The sequence below is a fragment of the Streptomyces paradoxus genome (assembly GCF_014202475.1).
Taxonomy (GTDB): domain Bacteria; phylum Actinomycetota; class Actinomycetes; order Streptomycetales; family Streptomycetaceae; genus Streptomyces; species Streptomyces paradoxus.
In genome coordinates, this window is sequence record NZ_JACHGV010000004.1 from 369,165 (window position 1) to 393,741 (window position 24,577).

At 69.7% G+C, this 24,577-nt stretch carries 20 protein-coding genes, 2 tRNA genes and 4 pseudogenes; 10 read left to right on the plus strand and 16 right to left on the minus strand.

Translation table 11 applies throughout. From position 1 onward, the window contains the following. Positions 1-420: 420 nt before the first annotated feature. Complete coding sequence (locus tag HNR57_RS16200; RefSeq protein WP_184560701.1) at positions 421-1,857, plus strand: FG-GAP-like repeat-containing protein; 1,437 nt, start codon at positions 421-423, stop codon at positions 1,855-1,857. A 152-nt stretch (positions 1,858-2,009) separates the two neighbouring features. Here HNR57_RS16200 and HNR57_RS39555 read toward each other — a convergent pair. Together HNR57_RS39555 and HNR57_RS16205 are read right to left on the minus strand one after the other, a co-directional pair. Then, positions 2,010-2,268: pseudogene (locus tag HNR57_RS39555) on the minus strand (N-acetyltransferase); the annotation flags it as partial. Positions 2,269-2,571: 303 nt separating this feature from the next. Then, positions 2,572-2,648, minus strand: a tRNA-Gly gene (locus tag HNR57_RS16205). 215 nt (positions 2,649-2,863) lie between these two features. Between HNR57_RS16205 and HNR57_RS16210 the strand changes: the two are divergent. Together HNR57_RS16210 and HNR57_RS16215 are read left to right on the plus strand one after the other, a co-directional pair. Then, positions 2,864-3,013 (plus strand): annotated as a pseudogene (locus HNR57_RS16210) (DnaA ATPase domain-containing protein); the annotation flags it as partial. A 219-nt stretch (positions 3,014-3,232) separates the two neighbouring features. Continuing rightward, a pseudogene (locus HNR57_RS16215) lies at positions 3,233-3,787 on the plus strand (tyrosine-type recombinase/integrase); the annotation flags it as partial. Positions 3,788-3,866: 79 nt separating this feature from the next. Here HNR57_RS16215 and HNR57_RS16220 read toward each other — a convergent pair. After that, positions 3,867-3,940 (minus strand) — tRNA-Gly (locus tag HNR57_RS16220). Between the two features lie 518 nt (positions 3,941-4,458). Here HNR57_RS16220 and dcd point away from each other — a divergent pair. Both dcd and HNR57_RS16230 read left to right on the plus strand, forming a co-directional pair. Then, on the plus strand, positions 4,459-5,034 hold the full coding sequence (gene dcd, locus HNR57_RS16225; RefSeq protein ID WP_184560702.1) for a dCTP deaminase: 576 nt from the start codon (positions 4,459-4,461) through the stop codon (positions 5,032-5,034). A gap of 26 nt (positions 5,035-5,060) precedes the next feature. Then, complete coding sequence (locus tag HNR57_RS16230) at positions 5,061-5,558, plus strand: phosphoribosyltransferase (protein WP_184560703.1); 498 nt, start codon at positions 5,061-5,063, stop codon at positions 5,556-5,558. 66 nt (positions 5,559-5,624) lie between these two features. On the opposite strand, the gene HNR57_RS16235 is transcribed toward HNR57_RS16230, so the two are convergent. The 10 genes and pseudogenes from HNR57_RS16235 to HNR57_RS16280 all read right to left on the minus strand — a co-directional run bounded on the left by HNR57_RS16235 (position 5,625) and on the right by HNR57_RS16280 (position 16,577). Beyond that, the gene (locus HNR57_RS16235; protein WP_184560704.1) at positions 5,625-6,638 is read right to left on the minus strand and encodes a Yip1 family protein; all 1,014 of its coding nucleotides are present in this window, start codon (positions 6,636-6,638) and stop codon (positions 5,625-5,627) included. Positions 6,639-6,764: 126 nt separating this feature from the next. After that, positions 6,765-8,117 (minus strand): FG-GAP-like repeat-containing protein, encoded by a 1,353-nt coding sequence (locus HNR57_RS16240; RefSeq protein WP_184560705.1) that lies wholly within the window; start codon positions 8,115-8,117, stop codon positions 6,765-6,767. Positions 8,118-8,134: 17 nt separating this feature from the next. Further along, on the minus strand, positions 8,135-9,583 hold the full coding sequence (locus HNR57_RS16245; protein ID WP_184560706.1) for an FG-GAP repeat protein: 1,449 nt from the start codon (positions 9,581-9,583) through the stop codon (positions 8,135-8,137). A gap of 32 nt (positions 9,584-9,615) precedes the next feature. Next, positions 9,616-11,040, minus strand: coding sequence for an FG-GAP-like repeat-containing protein (locus HNR57_RS16250; protein WP_184560707.1), 1,425 nt, complete (start codon positions 11,038-11,040; stop codon positions 9,616-9,618). Between the two features lie 35 nt (positions 11,041-11,075). Continuing rightward, the gene (locus HNR57_RS16255; RefSeq protein WP_184560708.1) at positions 11,076-12,482 is read right to left on the minus strand and encodes an FG-GAP repeat protein; all 1,407 of its coding nucleotides are present in this window, start codon (positions 12,480-12,482) and stop codon (positions 11,076-11,078) included. 66 nt (positions 12,483-12,548) lie between these two features. After that, a complete protein-coding gene (locus HNR57_RS16260) occupies positions 12,549-12,818 on the minus strand; it encodes a hypothetical protein (RefSeq protein WP_184560709.1) in 270 nt (89 codons plus the stop codon). Between the two features lie 439 nt (positions 12,819-13,257). Beyond that, a pseudogene (locus tag HNR57_RS16265) lies at positions 13,258-13,659 on the minus strand (dihydrofolate reductase family protein); the annotation flags it as partial. A 119-nt stretch (positions 13,660-13,778) separates the two neighbouring features. Next, positions 13,779-15,065: a glycosyltransferase family 2 protein gene (locus tag HNR57_RS16270; protein WP_313673847.1), complete on the minus strand. Its 1,287-nt coding sequence runs from the start codon at positions 15,063-15,065 to the stop codon at positions 13,779-13,781. Positions 15,066-15,106: 41 nt separating this feature from the next. Continuing rightward, positions 15,107-15,280, minus strand: coding sequence for a ComC/BlpC family peptide pheromone/bacteriocin (locus HNR57_RS16275; protein ID WP_107456288.1), 174 nt, complete (start codon positions 15,278-15,280; stop codon positions 15,107-15,109). A 28-nt stretch (positions 15,281-15,308) separates the two neighbouring features. Further along, positions 15,309-16,577: a nucleotide sugar dehydrogenase gene (locus HNR57_RS16280; protein WP_184560711.1), complete on the minus strand. Its 1,269-nt coding sequence runs from the start codon at positions 16,575-16,577 to the stop codon at positions 15,309-15,311. Positions 16,578-17,454: 877 nt separating this feature from the next. Between HNR57_RS16280 and HNR57_RS40590 the strand changes: the two genes are divergently transcribed. Continuing rightward, positions 17,455-18,183 carry a peptidase inhibitor family I36 protein gene (locus HNR57_RS40590; protein ID WP_184560712.1) on the plus strand — a complete coding sequence of 243 codons (729 nt, stop codon included), beginning with the start codon at positions 17,455-17,457 and terminating at the stop codon, positions 18,181-18,183. A 91-nt stretch (positions 18,184-18,274) separates the two neighbouring features. Then, positions 18,275-18,709, plus strand: a complete 435-nt coding sequence (locus tag HNR57_RS16290; RefSeq protein WP_184560713.1) for a hypothetical protein — start codon at positions 18,275-18,277, stop codon at positions 18,707-18,709. 79 nt (positions 18,710-18,788) lie between these two features. On the opposite strand, the gene HNR57_RS16295 is transcribed toward HNR57_RS16290, so the two are convergent. Both HNR57_RS16295 and HNR57_RS16300 read right to left on the minus strand, forming a co-directional pair. Beyond that, positions 18,789-19,568 (minus strand): GntR family transcriptional regulator, encoded by a 780-nt coding sequence (locus HNR57_RS16295; protein ID WP_184560714.1) that lies wholly within the window; start codon positions 19,566-19,568, stop codon positions 18,789-18,791. Continuing rightward, complete coding sequence (locus tag HNR57_RS16300; protein ID WP_184560715.1) at positions 19,565-20,107, minus strand: GntR family transcriptional regulator; 543 nt, start codon at positions 20,105-20,107, stop codon at positions 19,565-19,567. The genes HNR57_RS16295 and HNR57_RS16300 overlap by 4 nt, the downstream gene beginning before the upstream one ends. A 134-nt stretch (positions 20,108-20,241) precedes the next feature. Here HNR57_RS16300 and HNR57_RS16305 point away from each other — a divergent pair, with 134 nt between their 5' ends. Together HNR57_RS16305 and HNR57_RS16310 are read left to right on the plus strand one after the other, a co-directional pair. Further along, a complete protein-coding gene (locus HNR57_RS16305; protein ID WP_184560716.1) occupies positions 20,242-20,544 on the plus strand; it encodes a hypothetical protein in 303 nt (100 codons plus the stop codon). Beyond that, positions 20,544-20,828, plus strand: coding sequence for a hypothetical protein (locus HNR57_RS16310; RefSeq protein ID WP_184560717.1), 285 nt, complete (start codon positions 20,544-20,546; stop codon positions 20,826-20,828). The genes HNR57_RS16305 and HNR57_RS16310 overlap by 1 nt, the downstream gene beginning before the upstream one ends. 71 nt (positions 20,829-20,899) lie before the next feature. Here the strand turns inward: HNR57_RS16310 and HNR57_RS16315 are convergent, their stop codons facing one another. Further along, positions 20,900-23,224, minus strand: a complete 2,325-nt coding sequence (locus HNR57_RS16315; protein WP_184560718.1) for a (Fe-S)-binding protein — start codon at positions 23,222-23,224, stop codon at positions 20,900-20,902. Positions 23,225-23,466: 242 nt separating this feature from the next. Here HNR57_RS16315 and HNR57_RS16320 point away from each other — a divergent pair, with 242 nt between their 5' ends. After that, positions 23,467-24,486 (plus strand): MraY family glycosyltransferase, encoded by a 1,020-nt coding sequence (locus HNR57_RS16320; protein ID WP_184560719.1) that lies wholly within the window; start codon positions 23,467-23,469, stop codon positions 24,484-24,486. The last annotated feature ends 91 nt before the right edge of the window (positions 24,487-24,577 follow it).

Sequence of the window (24,577 nt, forward strand, 5' to 3'; positions counted from 1 at the left end):
CCAACCAGATGGTCTCGCCATACCCTCGCAGCGTGATCGACGGCAGAGGCGCCAACCGCGGCGACGGCTCGGACCGACGGGACATCAGGACCTCTTTCGTTGATCCGGAGGGGGTGGCACGAGCACCCGAAGCATTCCACGCATCGGCCCCCAGGTAGAGACCATCCCCGTGAACCGGTCGGTGGTTGCGTATCGGCTGGAACGCGGGCGACCGCGCTATGTGTGAGCACAGGGTTCACGGCAATGGGCGGCTGACGAAGGCCCCTGATCCTTGCCCCAGAAGTGCACCGAACTCCAGTACAACCTTCACGTACCTTCGCCGGTCCTCTACTCGCAGTTCCTCACGTCCTACCTCACACGGCAGTTGGGCCGCGCCCAGGCGGCGCGACCCCCGGCTCCTGGCTCCCTTCTGGAGTTTCCTTGCGCACTCGTCCCTTCCTCCTGGCCGCCGGCCTGCTCACGAGCACGCTCGCGTTGACCGCTCCCCCCGCCTTCGCGGCTGGTCCGGCCGCCCCGTACGACTTCAACGGCGACGGCTACCGCGACCTCGCGATCGGCGCCCCCGGAGCGACGGTCGGCGGTAAGACCAAGGCCGGCGCGGTCACGGTCGTCTACGGCGGCTCGACGGGCCCGAGCGCGGCCAAGTACAAGCTCCTCACCCAGGACACGACCGGTGTGCCGGACAGTGCCGAGTCCGGTGACGGCTTCGGTATGGCGGTGGCCTCGGCCGATCTGAACAAGGACGGTTACGCGGACCTGGTCGTCGGCACACCGGGCGAGGACCGGAACGGTGACACCGACGACGGCATGATCCAGGTCGTCTGGGGCGGCTCGTCGGGCCTGTCGGGTTCCCTCACCCTCTCCGGCGGCGGTGCCGACACCGACCGTCTCGGGCAGGCCCTCGCCATCGGCGACTTCGACGACAACGACAAGATCGACGTGGCGATGGGCGGCAAGGGCGCCGTCGACCTCGTCATCCTGCAAGGTCCGTACACCAAGGCGGGCGGCGCCGACGGAGGTCTGCGGGCCGCGTCGATGGCGAACGCGCCCAAGCCCTTCGACCCGGCGTACGGCGTGGAGTACCTGTCGGCGGGCGACATCAACGGCGAGGGCTTCGACAGCCTCGTCGTCCACGGTCGCAAGAAGGGCACCGACGACGCGCTCACGGCGGTCGCCGACACCCGCGTTCTCGACTTCCTCGGCTGGATGGAGTACGTGCCGGGCGGCTATGTCTCGGCCGTCGGCGACGTCACCAAGGACGGCCGCGCCGACCTCCTGATCGGCAACCACCGCGAGCCCTCCGCCGACCCCTCCGGGGCGCTCGGCGGCAAGGTGACGCTCGTGTTGGGCGCCCCCGAGTCCCAATGGGTGAACGCCCGCTCCCTCGCAACGATCACCCAGGACTCCTCCGGTGTCCCCGGCGCCGCGGAATCCGGCGACGGCTTCGGCAGCGGCGTCGCCATCGGCGACTTCACCGGCGACGGCTACGGCGACCTGGCTGTCGGCACGCCGTACGAGACCATCGGCGCGGCCGAGGACACCGGCACGGTGACCCTGCTTCGCGGCATGAGCGTCGGCTGGTTGTCGACCGGCGCGGTCAGCCTCTCCCAGTCCACCGCCGGCGTCCCCGGCACGGCCGAGACGGGCGACCGCTTCGGAGCCCGCGTCGTCCTCTCCGACACGACGAAGGACGGCAAGGCGGACCTGACGGCGGCCGCCCCTGCCGAGAACGCCGGCGACGGCGCCCTGTGGTGGCTGAAATCGGCGACCACGTCGACGGCACGAAGCTACGGCCCCACGACGTTCGGCATCTCCACCGCCGGTACCCCGGCCTTCGGCACAACCCTACGCGGCTGACCCACAGCGCCTCCCACCTTCCTGCCTGGTGTCGCTGGCGGACCGCCGGGCCGGGCCGCCGCCGGCGAACACGAGGCGGCGGCCCAGCCGTAGAGGCTGCGCGCGCCCACGTCGTGCCCGGCGGAGGTAGCGATTGACAGTTCGTTGAGCAGTCAGCCCACGCGCTCGGGATCTGAGGTTTCGTCTGTGAATCCATGGGCTGCGAGTCGTGTTGCCCGCTGTGCGAGCCACCCCCAACCTCGGACCTCCATTCACAGCAACACCCTGCTGAACCGTCCGTACGTGCCGGAACCCGTGGCGCAGGTAGTACGCCTGCAAGCCAGCGTTGGTCGTCCAGGCGTCCAGGCGGAGCCACTCAGCACCCGCCCGACAGCCACGATCACCGGCCCAGTCGAGCAGTCGGCCTCCGATGGTCGGTGCCGAGACGAGACAGCCAAGCTGCTGCTGGGCGACTGAGACACCGGCGCCGACCGCGTTGATGTCACCCGCTGATGTCAAAGGCCCCGCCGGGTGAACCGGCGGGGCCTTTGACCTGTGTGCACTCGGCAGGATTCGAACCTGCAACCTTCTGATCCGTAGCTCTATAGAGATCGGACATTGATGGTCATCCAGGCTGCCGGACGGGCGGTGAGGGACCCCGACGGCCATGATCGGTTGCTGTAGTGGGCGGAACTTGGTGGAGGTGGGGAGTACGCAGTGCGCACTCCCACCCCCTGGTGGGCCTGACGGGATTCGAACCCGTGACCTGCCCTTCGGCAAAGAGCTGCTCTATCCGCTGAGCTACAAGCATCTCAAGTTGTAGACTATCGACCCGACTTGAGGCAAATCGGATTGTTTCACGTGAAACATCCTTTTGACTGCGCCTGGTCGAGACATCTGGATCTTGCCTACGCGCCCGTATCCGTTCGAAGCCGCTCAACAGAAGGACGACGACCTTGGCGCACTCCCTCTGGGAGATCATCGACACCTCCGACGACGAGAGCCTCGGCTCAAGCATGGCGGACATCGTCGGCCCAGAGTCAGCTCGGAGGAGCTCACCAACGAGTTCGTCAACGACATCCGCGACGGCAAGGGCGACAGCTTCCGCAAGCGCTACCGCGAGATGGACATCCTGCTCGTCGACGACATCGAGTTCCTCGCGGACAAGGAGTCGACGGCCTGTCCTGCACTGAAGCCGCCATGACCGAGCTGCACAATCACGGCAAGTTCAAGGTGAAGTTGCTCCGCTTCGGCTAGTACAAGGGCTCTCCCTGACGCGGTCCTATCCGTCGTGGTGGGTCTGGCATGGAAGGCCAAGAGGCCCGCCGACAAGGGCAGAGGTGGTGCCCAAAAGTCCAAGGCACCTGTCACGCTGCGGCAGTTCCTCCCGCACACGCGCCCGGAGGAGCTGGTCGGCCTTCGCCGCCGAGACGTGGACCTGGACAACCTCGTCATCCGTGTCCGCGTGGTCGAGCCCGAGCGGACGAACGGCAGACGCGCTCCCGGCGAGACCAAGTCCGATGCGGGCGTTCGCACGGTGGTCCTCCCGGCCTTCCTGTACAAGGAGGTGAAGCGGCACCTCGCTTGGTACGCCGAGAAGGGGCCGGATGGTCTGGTCTTCGTAGGGGAGAAGGGCGCGCCTTTCCGTCGTACCTCCTTCGGTCGGAAGTGGCGCCGGGCTCGCGCCATCGTCGGTCTCCCGGACGGCTTCCGCTTCTACGACCTCCGTCACACCGGGCACACCCTTTCGACCCGCTCCGGCGCCACCCTCGAGGACACGATGGTCCGTACCGGGCAGTCCTCCGAGAAGGCCGCGCTGATCTACCAGCACTCCGACGAGGAGCGGCAGCGGGAGGTGGCTGCCGGGCTCGACGACCTGGTGCGAGCCGAGCGTGCGAAGTGCCACAAGGACGACCCCGCGCACCACAGTGAGGAGGCTGCCGAGGGCTAATGGTGCGGTTGTGGTGCGCGACCGGCTCACCGGTCTAGACAACAAAGAACCCCCAGGTCTCTGACCTGGGGGTTTCGCATGGAGCGGGTGACGAGAATCGAACTCGCGCTCTCAGCTTGGGAAGCTGATGTTCTACCATTAAACTACACCCGCGTAAGACGCCGACCGAGTCGGTGTCCGAGCGATCGCCACTTTACCTCATGTCAGGCCCCCGGTGTTGATGCCGCGGGGCCTGAGGCCGTTTCAGGGATGGGATGCGGCTGCGGGGGAAGGGAGTTGGGGCGTACGGTGGTGGGGCGTGAGAGGGCCCGGGCGGGACCGGAGTGCCGCCTGGAGGGCCGTCCCTTTGATCCCGTACTGTGGCTTTTGTCGTCAGGCAAGCAGCAGCCAGACGCGGCTCTTGGGGAAGGGACTCTTGGACTTGATGGAGCGCACCGTCGTCCGTTGTGCCGATGGGCACGTGTTCACCACCGCTTCGTTCCCGATGCAGCAGGCCGAGCGGCTCGGCCCCGGGCGGCTGCTTCGGTGCCCGCGATGTGCGCGGCTCCGGAGTGTGGTGCCCGTCAGCTACCAGAAGCGGTAGCGGAACGGACAAACGTAAGGCAACAGGCACAAGGCGCGCGGAGACGTCCGGTTGTGGTCGCTCCGCGCGCCTTGCGTATCCTCGGGGCGTGCTTCTCTCAGACAAGGACATCCGGGCCGAGATCGATGCCGGGCGGGTACGGATCGATCCCTATGACGACTCGATGGTGCAGCCCTCGAGCATCGACGTGCGCCTCGACCGCTACTTCCGGGTGTTCGAGAATCACCGGTACCCCCACATCGACCCCGCCATCGAGCAGTCCGACCTGACCCGGCTCGTGGAGCCGGAGGGGGACGAGCCGTTCATCCTGCACCCCGGGGAGTTCGTCCTCGCCAGCACCTACGAGGTCATCACCCTGCCCGACGACCTCGCCTCCCGCCTGGAGGGCAAGAGCTCGCTCGGCCGGCTCGGGCTCGTGACGCACTCCACCGCCGGGTTCATCGACCCCGGCTTCAGCGGGCACGTCACCCTGGAGCTGTCCAACCTCGCCACTCTGCCCATCAAGCTCTGGCCGGGCATGAAGATCGGGCAGCTGTGCATGTTCAAGCTGAGCTCGCCCGCCGACTTCCCGTACGGCAGCGAGCGGTACGGGTCCCGGTACCAGGGGCAGCGCGGGCCGACCGCCTCCCGGTCCTTCCTCAACTTCCACCGGACCCAGGTGTGAGCGACCCGAACGTGAGCGACGCAGGCATGAGTGACGTGCGCGAGAACCTGACCTACGAGAAGTTCGGCGTCGCCGTGCGCGAGCTCGCGCAGGCCATCGCCGACGACGGCTACGAGCCCGACATAGTCCTCAGCATCGCCCGCGGCGGCGTCTTCGTGGCCGGCGGCCTCGCCTACGCGCTCGACTGCAAGAACATCCACCTGGTGAACGTGGAGTTCTACACCGGCGTGGGGACGACCCTCGAGATGCCCGTCATGCTCGCCCCCGTCCCCAACGTGATCGACTTCTCGCGGAAGAAGGTGCTGATCACCGACGACGTCGCCGACACCGGCAAGACGCTCAAGCTGGTGCGCGACTTCTGCCTCGACACCGTCGCCGAGGTGCGCAGCGCCGTCGTCTACGAGAAGTCGCAGTCGCTGGTGAAGTGCGAGTACGTGTGGAAGCGCACCGACGAGTGGATCAACTTCCCGTGGAGTGTCGAACCGCCGGTGGTGCGTCGGGCGGGGCAGGTTCTCGACGCCTGACCAGCAGGATCAGAGACAGAAAGAGGGGCTCCCCTTGGGGAGCCCCTCTGTCGTACCCGCTGAGCCTCAGACCGTGCCCAGCTTCACGATCGACAGCAGCGCGAACAGCTGGATGGCCGACGCGCCCAGGGCCTTCGGCCAGGGCAGGTCGTGGGAGCGGCTGACCATGAGGGTCAGCAGGGCGCCGCCGGCGATCCAGGTGGCCCAGCCGAGCAGCTGGACGAACATCGCGTCGCCGCCGGCGAACATCGCGAAGACCAGGCGCGGCGCGTCCGTGAGGGACATGATCAGCATCGACAGGCCGACCGTGGGCTGCCAGGCGCCGTCGCCGCCGAGCTGGCGGGCCAGGGTGTGGGTGACCACGCCCAGGACGAAGGCGCTGAGCACCATCGCGACGGCCGTCGTCAGAACGATCGGGACCGCGTTCGACAGTGTGGCGTTTATCGCATCCTTGCGGGCGCCGTCGAAGCCGAAGACGGCGAGCAGGCCGTAGAGGAACGTGACGATGAGGGCCGGGCCCCACATCGCGTAGTCCCGCATCTGGAGGAAGGTCTGGTTGGGGGCGAGGACGATCCCCCGGAGCAGGTCCTTCCAGTGCAGCCGCGGGCCGACCGGGCCGGGTGCCGGGGCCGCCGAGCCGGCGCGGTAGGTGTCGCCCTGGGTGTAGGGGTCCTCGCCGACCGAGAAGGCCTGGGTGTGGCCCGGGTTGTTCGCCGCGTACGGGTCGGGCGGTCCCTGCGGGCCGGGCGGGTACGCGCCGTCGCCGAAGTACTCCGGCTCGCCCTGGCCGCCGTAACCGCCGCCGTGCGCGGCGTTCGGCTGCGGCCATGCGGGGCCGCCGCCGTCGCCGTACGGCGGCTGCTGCCGCGGGTACGGCTGCGGCGCCGGCGGGGAGCCGTACGACGGCCCCTGCGGCGTCTGCTGCCCGTACGGAGGGTTTTGCGGTCGCGTCTGAGGAGCGCCGTTGTTCCGGCCGCGTCCGATCCTGAATCCAGCCACGTCTTCGAACGTACCTGGTCCCCGGCGGTGGCGTGCCGGGCCCGGGCTTCCGGGCCCGGCTTTGCGGCCGAGCTGTGACATCCCTTAAGGGAGAGGGACTTGGGGTGTCGGTGAGGCGTCAGGGTTCGGCCCTACGGGCCGCGCCCGGGGCCGGTTCGGCCGTACGGGCCGCCGGGTCCGTACGACCATACGGGTCGCGCCCCGGCCTCAGTCGGGGAGTCCGCCGCCGAGCTCCGGCAGGACGATCGCGCCGGTCTTCGTCGGGACCGTGCTCGTGCCGGGCATGAGCAGCGCGCCGCTCGCCGCGCCGACGGCCAGGTCCGCCTTGCCGTCGGCGGTCAGGTCGCGCAGGCGCAGGGTGTAGCCGAAGCCGGTGTGGGAGTCGGCCGGGCCGAGCACCGTCTGGGCGATCCACGAGGAGCGCGCGCCGCTGAGGCCGCCGGAGCCGCCGCGGAACACGTGGACGCCGCCCTGGTCCTCCTCGCCGTCGACGTCCTCGTGCGGCACGCCGACCGCGAGGTCCGCGTAGCCGTCGCCGTTGGTGTCGGCGGCCGAGATCGCGTAGCCGAAGTTGTCGTCCGCCTCGGGGCTGCCGGAGACGCCGGAGGTGGCCTGGGTGAGGGTGAGGGACGTGCCCGGGCCCGACGACGTGCCGCGCCAGACGGTGACCGCGCCCTTGCCGTTGTCCTTGTCGGGCACGCCGAGGACGATGTCGCCGTAGCCGTTCTTGTCGAAGTCGCCGACGACGGGGCTCGGGTAGAGGCCCTGCTGCCGGTCGCTGAGGGTCCTGGACGTGCCCGAGGCGAGGCCGGAGGAGGTGCCCTTCAGGTACCAGGCGCGCTCGCGGATGTCGCTGCCGGTGATCTCCGTGCCGATGACCACCAGGTCGGTCCTGCCGTCCCCGTCGACCTTCCCGGCTCCGAGGGCGGAGGAGTACCAGCCGCCGGACCCCTTGTCGATCTTGCTGACCTTGCCGGTGGTGCCGGACTTGGTGAAGGGGCCGCGGTACAGCCAGGCCTCCTCGCCGCCGATCAGGGCCAGGTCGGGGGAGCCGTCGCCGGTGAAGTCGCCGGTGGCCAGGTCGCGGCCGAAGTGGCCGGTCGCGCCGCCGATCGGGGTGATGCCGGTGCCGCCGGACAGGCCGGTCTTCGAGCCCCACAGGACGGTGACCGTGCCCCGGTAGTCGTCGCTGCCCACGTGCTCGGTGGGGTTGCCGACGACGAGGTCCGCGTAGCCGTCCTTGTTGAGGTCGGCGCTCGCCAGGGACGCGCCGAACTGGTCGTCCTCCTCGCCGGCGCCGGGGACGCCGGCGCTGTCCTGGTGGAGGAACTTCGGGTGGGCGGTGTCGAGGCCGGTGGCGGTGCCGTACACGACGGTGATCGTGCCGCCCTCGCGGTCGACGTCGTTGTAGCCGCCGTAGGCGAGGTCGCGGCGGCCGTCGCCGTTGAAGTCGTCGTAGTGCTTGGCCGGCGCCGCGGAGGCGGGGCCTGCGAGGAACACGGGGGTGATGCCGGTCGCCAGCAGGGCGGCGACCAGGGCGGTCGTGGTGGATCTGCGCATGCTGTCTCCCTGGCCGGTCAGCCGATGAGGTTGGCGCCGAACGCGCCGTACGAGCGGATCTGGCCGAGGCTGCCCGGGCCGAAGGTGCTGGCACCGTCGGTGACGGGGCCGGTGGCGGAGCCGCGCAGGGCCGTGACGGCGCCGATGCCCTCGTCCTCGAAGCTCGCGGTGATCGTGAACTCGGCGTGGCCGTCCTTGGTGACGTCGGCCAGCAGGGTCTCGGAGCCGAAGTAGTCCGTGGCCTCGGCGGTGCCGGGGACGCCGGCGGTGTTCTGGGTGACGGTGCGGGCGCCGGTGCGCGAGACACCCGAGGCCGAGCCGTTCATGAGGATCGCGGCGCCGGCGTCCTCGGTGGTGCCGATGTCCTCGAAGCCGACGCCGATGGCGAGGTCGCCGTAGCCGTCGCCGTTGGTGTCGTCGATGGAGACGGAGCCGCCGAAGTTGTCGCGCTCCTCGTCGGCACCGGGGACGCCCGGGGAGTCCTGGGTGAGCTCGGCCATGGGCGCGTCGCCGTTGACGGGGCCGCCCTCGGAGCCGCGGACGACGACGACCTTGCCGCCGAGGCTCCCGGTGTGGTCGCTGCCCTTCCCGAAGACGTTGCCGAGGGCGATCTCGTCGTGGCCGTCACCGTCGATGTCGCCGAGGGCCAGGGAGGTGCCGCCGTTCAGGGCGCGGGGGGCCGAGGTGTCCGGGCCGGTGGGGGAGCCGAGGTAGGCGACGCCCTTGGACCAGCTGGTCGCCTCGCCCTCGGTCATGGCGACCCGGTAGGTGAGGACCAGGTCCGACCTGCCGTCGGCGTTGGTGTCGCCCGCGTTCATGGCGTCGACGATCCACGCCGGCTCGGGGGTGGAGATCTTCCGCGTGGCGCCCGTGGTGCCGGTGGTGGTGAACGGGCCGCGGACGATGTGGACGTCGTCGGTGTCGGTGCCGACGGCCAGGTCCTGCGCGCCGTCACCGTCGAAGTCGCCCGCGGTCAGCAGGTTGCCCCAGTTGTTGTGGGCGGAGACGGCCGGGTCCTTGACCGTCGTGCCGTTCTGCAGGCCGTTCGCCGAGCCCCACAGGACGGTGACGGTGCCGCCGTCGCCGTCGGTGCCGTCGCGGTCGCCGGGAGCGCCGACCGCGAGGTCGGTGTAGCCGTCGCCGTTGAGGTCGGCCTGGGCGAGCGCGCCGCCGAAGGTGTCCTCGGTGCCGGCGTCACCGGGCACGCCGGCGGTGTTCTGGCTGACGACGGTGCGCTTGGCCGGGTCGAGGCCGGCGGCGCCGCCGTGGACCACGGCGACGTAGCCGGCCATGCCCTTGCCGTCGACCTTGGCGTAGGGGGCGGCGAAGGCCACGTCGCCGTAGCCGTCGCCGTTGAAGTCGGCCGTGGGGCCGGCGGCGGGTGCGGCGGTGGCCGCCGTCGCGGGCAGGGCCGTGAGCAGGCCGGTGGTGAGTGCCGTGGCCAGGAGGATGGTGCGCTTGCGCATCGGGATCCCCGTCGGGTCGGAAGTGGTGGTGATCAGGAGTTGAGCGCGGTGCCGTAGCTCGGGGCGCCGGCTGTCGAGATGCCCGTCGTGCCCGGGCCGAAGCTCGTCGAGCCGGTGGCCGTCGGGCCCGTCGCCGTGGCGCGCAGGGACCAGACCGCGCCGTCGCCGGCGTTCTCGCCCGGCGCGGAGACGGTCAGGTCGGCGCGGCGGTCGCCGGTGTGGTCGGTGAGCGTGACGCGTTCGCCGAAGCGGTCGCCCTGCTCCGAGGCGCCGGGCACCCCCGCGGTGTTCTGGGTGTACGCCGTGGCGCCATTGGTGGTCAGGCCGGACGCCGAGCCGTACAGCACGGTGACGGCACCGGCGGAGCCGTTCTCGCCCGCGGTACCGATCGCCAGGTCGGCGTATCCGTCGCCGTTGACGTCGCCGAGACAGACGTCGCTGCCGAAGCGGTCGCCCTTCTCGGCGGCGCCGGGGACACCGGCGGTGTCCTGGGTGAGGACGAGCGGGGCGCGGCCGCTGTCGCGGCCGTCGGGTCCGCCGTAGACGACGGTGACCTTGCCGCCGAGGGCGCCCTCGGGGTCGGCGGAGGCCTCCCGGTCGTTCCCCACGGCGATGTCGTCGTGGCCGTCGCCGTCGATGTCGCCGACGGCGGAGACGAACCCGGCGGGCAGTTTCTGCAGCCAGTCGACGTAGTTGCTGATCTTCATGTCGGCGAGGGCGGTGGTGGCGGCGCCGTTGTGCGCGGCGCGGCCGTGCAGGACCACGCGGGGGTGGCCGTCGCCGGTGACGTCGCCGGAGGAGAGGTGGGTGATGCCGTTCGAGGACGACCACCAGTCGTTGCCCGAGCCCGAACCGGCGTTCGAGGTGCTGGTCTTGCTGAACGGGCCGTCCACGAGGGAGAGGGTGATCGGGCCGGTGGAGCCGACCGCGACGTCGGTGTCCCCGTCGCCGTCGAAGTCGCCCGCGGCCAGTGCCTGGCCGTAGCGGTCGTAGTCGGTGCTGAAGAAGCCGGCCAGCGAACGGGCGCCGGACAGGCCGGACGCCGATCCCCAGACGATGGCGACCGTGCCGTCGTTGGTGTCGCTGCCGTCCTCGCCGGGTGTGCCGATCAGCAGGTCGGCGTAGCCGTCGGTGTTCAGGTCGGCGGAGGCCAGGGCGGAGCCGAACGCGTCGTCGGCCTCGGCGGCACCGGGCATCCCGGCGGTGTTCTGGGTCAGCAGGGTGCGCGTGGAGGTCTTCGGCCCGCTGGTGCTGCCGTAGACCACCGACACGGCACCGGCCTTCGCCTGCCCGGCGACGGTGGCGCCCGGCGCGCCGATCGCGAGGTCGGTGCGGCCGTCGCCGTTGAAGTCGTAGGGGGCGGCGGCCGGCACGGCGTGTGCGACGGGGGCGGAGAGGGTGAGGGCGAGCGGAGTCAGGGCCGCGGCGAGGACGGCGGTGGTGATACGGGTGCGCATGGGTGCACGTGCCTCACAGGGGAGTCGGCGGGACGTCACTGGGCCACGCTCGAGCCGAGGTTGACGCTGCCCTTGAGGGAGACGGCGGTGGTCGTGATGCCCTGGGCGCCGCTCGTGGTCAGGCCGGAGGCGGAGCCGCGCAGGGTCCACAGGCCGCCCGTGGAGTTCTCGCCGTACACGCCGACGACCAGGTCCGCCTTGCCGTCCTTGGTCACGTCGGTCAGGCCGACCGCGGAGCCGAAGCGGTCCGAGGACTCGGCGGAGCCGGGCACCCCGGCGGTGTCCTGGGTGTACGACTTCACGCCGCTGCTGGTGTTCAGGCCCGAGGCCGAGCCGAACAGCACGGTCACCGAGCCGGCGTCCTTCGCCGAGCCGAGGTCCTCGCCCGGGGCGGAGACCACGACGTCGGCGTACCCGTCGCCGTTGATGTCGCCGGTGCTCACCGCACTGCCGAAGCTGTCCTCGGCCTCGGCCGCGCCGGGCACGCCCGCGGTGTCCTGGTGGACGACGGTCGGCTGCTGCGCCGGGTCGGGGCCGTTCGGGCCGCCGTACCAGACGGTGATCTGGCCGCCCTTGTGGCCGCCGGGCTTGAGGTCGTACGGGTCCGTGGGGTCGCCGAGGACGAGGTCGCCGTAGCCGTCGCGGTTGATGTCGCCGATGGAGCCGGGGTAGCCGTCGGCGTTCGGCAGGTCGGCCATCTTGTACGTCGTGCCGGTCCAGCGGAAGTAGTCGATCTGGCCGCCGGTGTCGCCGTCCACGTTGAACGGGTAGACGCGCTCGGCCGCCCCGTCGCCGGTGAGGTCGCCCGCGAACACCTCGAACGTCGTGCCGACTTCGCCGACGCGGAGGTTGTTCAGCGGGCCGCCGGTGCGGGTGAAGGGGCCGTTGTAGATACGGGTGTGGCTCTGGCCGGTGAGGGTGACGTCCGTGTCGCCGTCGCCGTCGAAGTCGCCGGTCGCGATGCCCCGGGAGAAGTTTCCGTACTCGGAGAGCGTCGACGGCTGCGGCAGGCCCTTGCCGCCGGACAGGCCCGACTGGCCGCCCCACAGGACGGTGCCGGAGCCGACGCCGTCCCGGTCGCCGACGCTCTCGTTGGAGGCGCCGACGACGAGGTCGGAGTAGCCGTCCCGGTCGAGGTCGCCGGCGGCCAGGGCGGAGCCGAACAGGTCGCCCGCCTCGGCGGTGCCGGGCACGCCCGCGGAGTTCTGGGTGATGACGGCCTTGCGGGCGGCCGAGACACCGGACGCCGAGCCGTACAGCACGACGACCGCGCCGGCGCAGGCGGCCGAGCCGACGTCGGCACAGGCGGCGCCGGCCGCGAGGTCGCGGTATCCGTCGCCGTTGAAGTCCCCGGCGAGGCCGGAGGGGGCGGCGGTGGCCGGGGTGGCGGAGAGCAGGCCGGTGGTGAGGGCGGCGGCCAGCAGGAAGGTGCGCTTGCGCAAGGCGGGGCTCCGGATGGGGAGGGGACCGGACCGGGAGGGCCCGGCCCCGGGGCGTGCGGGGGTGGCTCAGTCGGCGAAGTCGGCGCCGACGTTCGGGCAGCCCGTCGTCGAGACGCCCGAGGCGCTGAGGGAGACGGTGGTGCGCGAACCGGTGGCGGTGATCTTCGCGCCGTCGGACGGCGGGTGGAGAACCGCAACGATGCCGTCGCCGATGAAGTCGGCCCGCGGGGCGTGCGTGCCGTCCGCGGCCGTCGCCAGGGCGAGCCGCACGCGGGGGCGCCGCCACGGGTGGGCGAGTGCGTGCCGGCGCCCGGGGGGACGCTCGTGCTGCTGCATGCGGGGTCTCCTGCTGCATGCGGGGGATGTCTGGCGGACATCCACAGTCGATGGAGGGCCGGCCTGTCCGCGTTCGCCGGGAGTTGTCCGGGCGTTCACGGCTGGTCGGCGATCAAGAGACCTGTGGAGGGACGTAAGGGTTGTACGTGAGTCCGGTTGATTTCCGGTGCTGCCCGGGGTGTGCGGTGATCGGACGGCAGTCGTCGGCCGGTACCGCACGTCGACGGCGGCCCCGCGGTCCGGCCCGGTGAGCAGCTCCAGCCGGACGGGCTCGCCCGGGGCTGTCGAACAGCCGGATCCCTTCGCCGAGCAGCACGGGCGCGAGGTACCAGACCACTGTGCCTGCCCAGGGCGTCGGGGCTCTCCTCCTGGTGCGTCGCGGCTGCCGGCCGGCCCGGCGGCTCCGTGGTGTCCCGCATGCCGTTCTGGTTCGTCCCGGTCACGGCTGCTTGCGGACCCGGTAGCGCAGGTGCAGCACCCGGTCGCCCCGGATCACGACGTGCGGGTCGTCGAGCAGGTGCCGGGTGCCGACCGAGCCGAAGTACCGCTTGCCCGAGCCGAAGACCACGGGCACGACGTCCATCGCGACCTCGTCGACCAGACCGAGGGCGAACGCCTGCCCGCCGACGTCGCCCGCGGCCACGCCGATGTCGCGGTCCTCGCCGGTCAGCTCCCTAGCCTTGTCGAGGGCCCGCGCCACGCCGTCGACGAAGTGGAACGGCGCGTCGGGGTGCCACCCCGCGGGGCGGGGCCGGTGCGACACGACCACCAGCTGCTCCCCGGCCGGCGGGACGCCCTCCCACCCGTCGGTCATGTCGAACACGTGCCGACCGACGACCAGCGTCCCGATCCTGGCCACTGAGGGGCTCCTGTGCGGTCGGGGGCCTGGGCGGCCCTTCCGCATAAAGAGACCCCTCACGAGCCCGGAACTCATCGGCCGGGCTCGTGAGGGGTGGGGACTCACACCTTCAGCAGCTTCTCCGCAGGCGCGCGGTGCCGTCCCCCGGGCAGCGCCGTCTTCGCCGTCAGCCCCCGCGACTGCCACGCGTTGTCGCGCAGCTTGAACAGGGCCCAGTACCGCGTCGGGCACAGCAGCACGATGTTCATGAACACGGCCGCCGGGGTGCCGACGAGCCAGGAGTGCCAGCGCTGCCGGGGGGTCATGTCCGGGCGCATCAGGATGTAGAGCCCGGACTGGCCGAAGCGCACCACCAGGTACACGGCGAGATACACCAGGGCGATGCCGGGGTCGTGGTACCGCCCGCCCAGCGTCATGAGCGTCATGACGACGATCCAGGCCAGCATCACCGGCGTGATGACGAGCTGGAGCAGCCCGAACGTCGGCGATATGAGCTGCTTCAGTGAAAGCCGCGCGTACACGAACGGCAGCATCCACCACCACGAGCGGGCCCACCGCAGCCGCTGCCGGTAGGTCTTCTTCAGCGTCGTCGGCATGTCGGTGACGACCCCGGCCTCGTTGACGGCGACGACCTCACCGCGCATCAGCGCCCTGAGCGCCAGCCAGCGGTCGTCGCCCGTGCCGCACTCCACCTCGTAGGCGTCCAGGTGGTCGTAGAGCAGCTCGGCCCGGTAGAGGGCCAGGGCGCCCGAGGTGGTCTCCAGGGCACCGAGCATGGAGCGCGAGGAGCGCATCATCACGCACGAGGTGCCGATGTCGATGTCCGCGGCCCGGGAGACCCAGGTCTCCTCGAAGTTGCGGACGTAGATCATGCCGGTGGTGGCCTGGATCCGCGGGTTGCTCATGGCGCGCAGCTGCTGCTCCAGCGCGTCCGGGAAGGGCTCGCCGTCGGAGTCGATGGTGAGCACGTACTCGAAGTGCTTGTGCTGCTCCTGGAGGTGCCGCAGCACGGTGACCTGGGCCCCGCGCTTGCCCTTGTTCTCCTGCCGGTGCCAGAAGACCCGCGGGTGGTCGAAGGGCTCGACGGGATGCTGTCGCGAGCCGTCGTCGATGACGTGGATCTCGTCGATCGGGTGGGTCTGCGCCAGCAGCGACCGCACCGTGCGGTGCAGGTTCTCCGTGGGTTCCTCGAAGGCCGGGATGATCGCCACGGTCCGGCCCGGGGCGACCGGGAGGTGGGTGAAGGACCGGCCCTTCAGGAACGAGACCAGGCACAGCACGATCACCGCCACGCCCAGCCACCAGTAGAACGTCAGGATCGGGCTCTTCGACTGGACGTGCACCACCACGGTGGCAGCGGCCAGAGCCGCCACCACCACAGCGGTCACCACGGTGAGCCTCACCCGCGGCGCACGGTCCTGGAACGCGCTCAAGCGGTCACCCGCTTGCCGCGGCTCGCCAGGCGGAACGCCGCCACACCGCCGATCACGAGGAGCATCGCCGCCAGCACGATCCATCCGAGCGCGGTTCCGCCGGTCGCCGCCAGGGCCGCTCCGCCCGTGGCGGTCCCGATCGCCGCGCCCACACCGTTCTGTCCGTACATGTTGTCCCTGCTTTCCTTCCGGGGCTCTCTAGAGCCGTTCGATGTGGGGTGCGGCGGCCATGACGCCGCGGGTGTCGAGCACGTAGGAGGCCTCGGCGGCGAGCCGGACGAGGTCGAACTCGCCGTGCGGGGTGAGCAGGACCACGGCGTCGAAGTCGGAGACGGTCGCTGTCGTCGCCGTGGTCGGCTCGAAGGGAATCTCCCGGCAACTGCCGTCCGTCACGGCCAAGTAGGGATCCACGACGGTCACGTCCGCCCCCATCTGCCGCAGCCGGTCGATGACTTCGACGGCCGGTGACTGACGGGCGTCCGAGGTGCCCGGCTTGTAGGTGGCGCCGAGGGCGAGAATCCGCGCCCCGTGCACGCTCCGCCGGAACCGCCGGCTGAGGGCGTCCTGCAGCCGCCGCACCACGTAGTCCGGCTGGCTCTCATTGATGTCCTGGGCCAGCTCGATGAGCCGGAAGGTCTGCCCGTGCCGCGCCTTGACGTGGTGGCTGAGGTAGACCGGGTCGATGGGCAGGCAGTGCCCGCCGACCCCGGGCCCGGGCAGGAACTTCGTGAACCCGAAGGGCTTGGTCGCGGCCAGCTCCAGCGTGTGCCAGACGTCCACGCCGAGCGTGTGCGCCATCCGCGAAAGCTCGTTGACCAGCGCGATGTTGACGTGCCGGTAGGTGTTCTCGAACACCTTGGCCAGCTCTGCCTCTTCGAGCCCCGAGGCGGGCACGGTGACGTCGGTGACGGTGTCGTAGAAGGCCTTCACGCGCTCCAGGCAGCCCTCGGTCAGCCCGGCGACGATCTTCGGCGTGTTCTCCAGGCGCCACTCGGCGTTGCCCGGATCGATGCGCTCGGGGCTGAACCCGACGTGGAAGTCCCGCCCGGCGACGAGGCCGGAGCCCTCCTCCAGCAGCGGAACGAGCACGTCACGGGTGGTGCCGGGGTGCGTCGTCGATTCGAGCACGACGGTGGCGCCCGGCTCGATCCATTCGGCGAGCACGCGGCCGGCGTCCCGTACGCAACTCAGGTCCGGAGCTCGGTCGGTGAGCGGCGTGGGCACGGTGATGACCGCGACGTCGAACCCCTTGAGGTCCTGCGGATCGGAGCTCGCGTAATAGGTGTCCGAGGCGAGCACCGCCTGAAGCCGGTCGTCGCCGATGTCCTCGACGTACGACGACCCGGCGGCCAGCGCCTCGCAACGGGCCCGGTCGGGCTCGTATCCGGTCACGGTGTGCCCGGCCTCGGCGGCCCTCACGGCCAGGGGCAGGCCGACATAGCCCTGCCCCAGCACGCATATGTGCATGTGGATTCCTCACCCCTGAAGTACGGCCGTCTGTTCCTGAGGCAGGCGGCCGTGGCGTGGTACTGCGTGAGAAGCGGCGTGGGAGCGACACCACCACCGCGTCACCGGCCTGCCGGGCCCCCTTGCCCGACCGTGCGCAAAGCGCAACCGGTGATCTTCACAAATCCCCCTCATCTGTGGACCTTCATGGTTCAACAAAAATTCGCTGAACGGAACCCTCTTTACTGTTTCGATACGTCAAGTGTGGCGCGAGCAACGCTGGTTAGGGGGTGACACCCCCTCAACTGCCATGCAGGGACGCCAGTAGGAGTTCGTGATCTTCACAAATCGCAAGGGGGTGGCGGTCCATGAGGTGTCGGGCTGAGTGCATTCGCGAATGCCGTGCGCCCCTGTCTGCGCCCCCTGTAGCACCACTGCGCACCTCCAGCGGTCACCCGGCGGGCGCCGCCTGCATGCACCGGGCGCGTGCGATCTGCGGGACGAGGTGTGTGCTCACTTCTGGCCGAAAAATATCCATGTACCGGTGCGCATCGCTGTGCTACATTCCGTTCGATTCCGATCAGTCACACTTCGCACCCAACGCGACAAGGTGAGTGGAAGTGGACTGGGGCATTCTGACCAAGTGGCCCAGTCGATCGGAATTGAGAAGCGGGGGGATAATGCGTCTGGTTCGGCAATGCCGCCGGGGGATCATGTTTCATGTTCTTCGGCGATGAATTCTCGGCTCACCACGTGATGCGTAGAGTCCGGGATTCCGCTACCGCGGCAGTATTCAATGACGTGCATTGACTGCTGCTCGACCGCCCGTCTCGGACGGGCGCTCTGTGGTGTCCTCCCCAGCCAATTTTGTCGTGCACCGGAAGACTAGGGGATCTTCGTGCGCATACGCACCATGCTGACCATTGCGGCTATCGGATCGGTGACGCTGGCCGGCGTCACCGCGGCTCCGTCTCTGGCGGCCGATGAACCGGTCCCGGGGCCTGAGATCGTCTCGGACGTTCTCACGCCCGAGGAGGAGGCAAAGGTTCACGCCGCGGCGGACCCCGCCGACAAGGTCGACATGTATTACAAGGGCGAGAAGGTGGATCCGGCATCCGACTGGAACGGCGCGGACATCTGCGCCGAGGTGTCGGAGGACGGCACGATGCAGTGCTTCGACAGCGACGCCGAGGCCAACAAGTTCCTCGCTGCCAACGCGCCCACGGCGGAGGCCCGGGCCGGAGCGAAGCGGGCGCTGGCGGCGACGCAGAAGGTGACCATGGTGGCCCCGCAGGAAGCGGCCATCCAGAGGTACCAGGACTGCCCCAGCAGCTACGTCTGCCTCTGGCAGAACTCGAACTATTCCGGTAGGCGCCTGCAGTGGCCGACCTACGACACTGCCAAGACTCGTCACCTCGACCAGTACTCGCCGTCGTTCCGGGACAAGGCCTCGTCCGCTTTCATCAATCGACCGCAGCGGGGAGTCGAACTGTACGACTTCCGCAGCGGACTTCCTGACCCCCACCTGTTCCTGGGATCCGGGTACAGCCTGTACTCCAATTTCAAGAACATCGACTACACCTACGGTGGCAGCTGGAACGACAGGGCTGACGCCATCAAGTTCTGATTCAGTCAACTCACCGGTACCGGCACCTCTGTCTGGGGGTGCCGGTACTCTGACATCTCGCATCCAGCCCAAGCATGCGACGGAGACCCCTGTGAAGCGCACCCCCCACACCGCTGCCGTTCTCACGCTCGGTGCTGTCCTGATCGCCGGAACTGCCGCCTGCAGCACCGAGAGTGCCGCGAAGCCCGACAAGATCGGAGTCGTGGAAAAGCTTCCCGCGGATCCGAATGAGGCGAAGTCGAAGGAGAATGCCCAGGAGTTCCGTTCCTGGGTCGAAGCGCATGGAACCGCGCAGGAGAAGGAAGCGGTCGGACGGGTGCAGCGCGTCATCGGCGAGTGGAACGAAAAGACCGGCAACGTCTACCTCTCCACCGACATCGAAGGCGGGAAGACCCAGGTGGAGGACCCCCAAGCGGCTGCCACCGCGATCGTGAAGGCGTTCGGCGACTGGAAGGACTCGGACCAGGGGTATGCCTCGGTCTATGACGTCTTCGGCAACGCGATGATCACCAATTACAAGTTCTGAGCGAATCGCAAGTTCTGGCGCAGTGTCGACTCGCCTCTGGCTGCGCCCGGAGCGTACGGAAGCGATCTGCGGAGCGGTGTCACTCCGGTGTGAACTCGTACTGCAACTCGTAGAGATGTCCCGCCTTGACCATCGACGTCGCCTCGATGGGGCGGCCGTCGGCCGCGTGGACGACACGCAGCGTGCACAGGACCGGCAGACTGCCGGGGAGGCGTAGGGCTTCGAACTGCTCCTGCGTGGGGACGCGGGCGGATACGCGGTCCACGCAGTGGTGAGGGGTATGGCCCAGTTGCCTGAGCAGGGCGGCGGTTCCGCCCTTGATGCGGTGGTGGTCCATCAGAGGTGTGTCTCGGGCGATGGCCAAAGGGTAGTAGGACGCCACGAGTTCGGCAGGTTCGTCGTCGATCAGCAGCAGCTGGCTGCGCCGTACGGCAGTGTCCTCGCCCCGGAGGCCGAGAGCCGTGCGGATGTCCGCAGGCGGATTCGTCTCCGTCACGTCGAGGAGGGTGATGCGGGCGTCCCTGCCGTGCTTGGCGGCCTCGGCCAGCCAGGGGTAGGGCTCGCCGGCTGCCGCCGGTGTGAGGGACGTGGCAGGACGAATCGTCCGCTGCCTGTGCTCGCGGACCGTCACCGCCGCTCCCGCGCGTCCGACCACCAGGCGCTCGTCCTTGAGGAGTTGGAGGGCCTTCTGGATCGTGGCGTTGGAGGCGTCGAAGCGGGTCCTGAGCTGGCCGGTGGAGGGCAGGTTCGCGCCCGGCGGCAGTTCTCCGGCCATGATGTCGTCGCGTAGGTCGGCCGCGATCCGTTCGTGCAGGGAGCGGCGGTCGTGAGCTTCTGGTTCTGCCTTGGGCACGGTCATCCGATTCTGATCTCGTAGCGCAACTGCTGGCGCTGGGCGGGCATCACCATACGGTCGACCTGGATCGGTCGGTCGTCGTGACTCAGGGTGAGCCTGGTCAGGCGCAGGACGGGGTCCGTCCCGGTGAGCCGCAGGGTCTCTTGCTCTTCCTCATCCGGCAGTCCGGCGGTGACGTCCTCCCTGACCAGGGCGCCGGCATGTCCCAACTCGGCGAGCAGGGTGACGGCTCCGCCCCGGATCTTGGCCGTTCCGGCAAGAGGGGTACCTCGTGCGATGGCGGTGGGGTAGTAGGTGTCGGTCAGTTCGTTCGGCTCGTCGTCCAGGAGGATCAGGCGGCGTCGCACGACGACCGGTTCTCCGTCCTGGACTCCGAGCAGCCGCGCAACCTCGCCAGGTGCGGGCACCTCTCCGGCATGCACGATGTGCTGGGATCCACGCCTGCCCTGGGCAGCCGCGTCCGCGCTCCAGGCGTCGTCCTGCCCCTGCTCACGGGGCGTCAGATACGGCATCGACGTACTGACCCACCGGCTCGTGCTCACGATGCCCTCCCACAACTGACGCTCGCGCCAACCTTGCCGCTTTACACGGTAAGCGACTTGGTGGCCAGAGGTTCATGGCGAGTCAGATCCCTCAACCCTGCTGCCTTTCGCGAACAGTAGTAAGGTTGCATGCCATGACCGAGCTACTGCGCTGTCTCGCCGCCTGGGCGGGCTTTTCATGCCGTCTCCGCCGGGCGCACCATCACGCTCTACGCGATCCCCTCCTCGCCACCGGTGTTTCCTCTCCGCGGATCCCCCCTCTCCCCGTCCACCGCAGCCCCTACTGCGCGGACGTCGTCATCGACGGCACCTCCACCGTCGCCGTGCGCCCCTACCTCGTCGCCCATGAACAGCAGCAGTGGCGCAAGCAGGGCGAGACCACATCGGCATGGCCGGGTGCAGTCCTGTATCCGGCCGCCGGTATCGAGGCCGCCTGATGAGCACCGGCCCGCGTCGTACGCTGCGGCTCCTGCCCTGGACCGGTCCCGAGGCCAAGCCCTGCTTCCTGATCACGGACGACGCCGGCGGACCCCTGTCCCGTCTGGCCGACATCACCGAAGCGACCAAGCTCGACATGGGGGCCCGACTCCTGACCCACGCCGAGGACCTGCTACCCGACGCCACCGAGGCACAACTCCGCTTCCTTGCCGAGCGCCTCACCGAGGCCCTGCGGGACGTCCTCCGCGTTGCCGAGAGCCGGGAGCAGAGGACTCTCGGGTGAACGCCGACGCCCCCCGCCCGATGACTCGGACAGGGGGCGTCTCAACAATCGGACGAACCGCGGGGATCCGCCTACTTCACCGGCTCCGGCTCCGGCGCGTTCTCCGAGTCCGCCGTGCCGGCCGGCGGCTCGCCGTCGTCGTTCGAGTCGTCGCCCTCGTCCTCCGCCAGGATCGGCGTCTTCACCGAGTCCAGCAGCAGCTGGGCCACGTCCACCACCTGGATGGACTCCTTCGCCTTGCCGTCGTTCTTCTTGCCGTTGACGGAGTCGGTGAGCATGACCAGGCAGAAGGGGCAGGCCGTCGAGACGATGTCGGGGTTGACCGACAGGGCCTCGTCGACGCGCTCGTTGTTGATGCGCTTGCCGATCCGCTCCTCCATCCACATCCGCGCACCACCGGCGCCGCAGCAGAAGCCGCGCTCCTTGTGGCGGTGCATCTCCTCGTTGCGGATGCCGGGGACGCTCGCGATGATCTCGCGCGGCGGCGTGTAGATCTTGTTGTGGCGGCCCAGGTAGCACGGGTCGTGGTACGTGATGATGCCCTCGACCGGCGTGACCGGGATCAGCTTGCCCTCGTCCACCAGGTGCTGCAGCAGCTGCGTGTGGTGGATGACCTCGTAGTCGCCGCCGAGCTGCGGGTACTCGTTGCCGAGCGTGTTGAGGCAGTGCGGGCAGGTCGCGACGATCTTCTTCGAGGCCTTCGGCTTAGCCGACTCCGGCGTGACCTTGCCGTCCTCGTCCATCTCCTCGCCGAACGCCATGTTCAGCGCCATGACGTTCTCCATGCCGAGCTCCTGGAACAGGGGCTCGTTGCCGAGGCGGCGGGCGGAGTCACCCGTGCACTTCTCGTCGCCGCCCATGATCGCGAACTTGACGCCCGCGATGTGGAGCAGTTCGGCGAAGGCCTTGGTGGTCTTCTTCGCGCGGTCCTCCAGGGCGCCGGCGCAGCCGACCCAGTAGAGGTACTCGACCTCGGACAGGTCCTCGATGTCCTTGCCGACGACCGGGACCTCGAAGTCGACCTCCTTGAGCCACTCCAGGCGCTGCTTCTTCGCCAGGCCCCAGGGGTTGCCCTTCTTCTCCAGGTTCTTGAGCATCGTGCCCGCCTCGGACGGGAACGACGACTCGATCATCACCTGGTAGCGGCGCATGTCGACGATGTGGTCGACGTGCTCGATGTCCACCGGGCACTGCTCGACGCAGGCGCCGCAGGTGGTGCAGGACCACAGGACGTCCGGGTCGATGACGCCGTTCTCCTCGGCGGTGCCGACCAGCGGGCGCTCGGCCTCGGCGAGAGCCGCCGCGGGGACGTCCTTGAGCTGTTCCTCGGACGCCTTCTCCTCGCCCTCCATCGTCTTGCCGCCGCCCGCCAGCAGGTACGGCGCCTTGGCGTGCGCGTGGTCCCGCAGCGACATGATCAGCAGCTTCGGGGAGAGGGGCTTGCCCGTGTTCCACGCGGGGCACTGCGACTGGCAGCGGCCGCACTCGGTGCAGGTGGAGAAGTCCAGCAGGCCCTTCCAGGAGTACTGCTCGACCTGGGAGACACCGAAGACGTCGTCGTCGCCCGGGTCGGTGAAGTCGATCGGCTTGCCGCCCGAGGTCATCGGCTGCAGCGCGCCCAGCGCCGTGCCGCCGCTCGCCTCGCGCTTGAACCAGATGTTCGGGAACGCCAGGAAGCGGTGCCAGGCGACGCCCATGTTGGTGTTGAGCGACACCACGATCATCCAGATGAACGAGGTGCCGATCTTGATCATCGCGACCAGGTAGACCAGGTTCTGCAGCGCGGTGACCGACAGGCCCTTGAAGGCGAGGACCAGCGGGTACGACGCGAAGTAGGACGCCTCGTAGTGGTCGACGTGGTGGAGTGCGCCCTCCAGGCCCCGCAGCACGTAGATCGCCAGGCCGATGGTGAGGATGACGTACTCGACGAAGTAGGCCTGGCCGGCCTTGGAGCCGGCGAAGCGGGACTTGCGGCCCGGGCGGCTCGGCAGGTTCAGCAGGCGGATCGCGATGAGCACCGCGATGCCCAGGACCGTCATCACGCCGATGAACTCGATGTACAGCTCGAACGGCAGGAACTCACCGATGACCGGCAGCACCCAGTCGGCCTGGAACAGCTGGCCGAAGGCCTGGGCGAGGGTCGGCGGGAGGGTCAGGAACCCCACGGCGACGAACCAGTGGGCGACACCGACGATGCCCCACCGGTTCATGCGCGTGTGGCCGAGGAACTCCTTCACCAGGGTCACGCTGCGCTGGTAGGGGTTGTCGGTCCTGGTACCGGCGGGGACCGGCTGGCCCAGCTTGAAGTACCGGACGAACTGGCCGATCGCGCGTGCGAGCAGCGCGACGCCGACCACGGTCAGAACCAGCGACACGATGATCGCGGCGAGTTGCATGGGGGCTCCTCGGGCCTGCGAGGGGTTTCGTCGGGGTGACCTGTCGCTTTTCAGGGTTCCCCGAAATTACTAAGCGGTAACTTATGCAGTCCGTCTGAGACTACCCTCATCCTCCGCCGCACTGTAGCCGGGTGGGCAGTGATCTGAATCGCTGAGGGTTGCCTCAGAAACCGAGCGGATCAGGGCGCGATCCTGCCGTGTTATTCATACCGAAATGTCATAGTCCCGCCTAACTTATATCCGTGCTCTACGGGATCAGCGCCGCCGCCACCGCCCTCCTCGTCACCGCCCTGCTCGTGGCCGCCCTGCGGGCCCCCGCCCTGCGGCTGCGGCTGGTCGGGCGGCGGCGGCAGCGGGACGTGCCGCTGTCCGGGGGTGTCGCCGTCGTGCTCGTCACGGGGCTGGTCGTGGGGGCGGGGGAGTGGCTGGGGGTCGCGCCGCCCGCCGGCGGGACGCTCGGTGTGCTCGTCGCCGCGGGTGCCGTCGCTCTGCTCGGGCTCGCCGACGACGTCTGGCGGCTGCGGCGGCGGGTCCTGGCCGCCGGTACGGGCGTGGCGGCTGCCTGTGTCGTGCCGTACGGGGAGACGGGGGTGGGGACCGGGCTGCTGGCCGTCGCGTGGGTCGTGGCGGTGGTGTTCGGACTGCGCGGGCTCGATCACGCCGACGGGCTGGCGGGTACGGCCGGGGCCGTCGCCGCCTTCGGGGTGGCGGCCTGTGCGGCCGTAGAGGGGATGGACGGGGTCGCGGGGCTGATGAGCGTCCTGGCCGCCGCCCTGACCGGCTTCCTGCTGCACAACTGGCATCCCGCGCGCGTGGCGCTGGGCAGTTGCGGGTCCATGTCCGCGGGGTTCGTGATCGCCGTGGGGGCCGTGTACGCCCGGGCCGGGTTCGGGGTCGTGGAGAGCGCGGGAGTGCTGTTCGCCCTGACCGCCCTGGCGGGTGCCGACGCCGTACTCGTACTGGGGACGCGGCGGCTGGGCGGGCGGGGCCTGCTCCGCAGTGGCCCCGACCATCTGGCGCACCGGCTGCGGCGGCTCGGGCTGACCGCGCCGGGGGCGAGTCTGCTGCTGGGAACCGGGGCGTTGTCCGGGACGCTCGTCGGGGTACTCGCGCATGCCGGCCGGATCGGCGCAGGCGCCCTGTGGTGGGTGGTGGGAGGGGCCCTCGTGATGGTGTTCGCCCTCTCGCGTGTCCCTGTGTTCGGACCTCGACGCAGCGTATCGCCGCAGGTCGGAGCCCCATTGCGTGTAAGGAACGGATAAGAGTTGAGCCTGCCCGACTCAGCTCTGTTGACCGGTTGGGAGCCGTCGTGCACACTTGAGTCCGTTCCACTCAAGTCAGCTGGAGGAATCA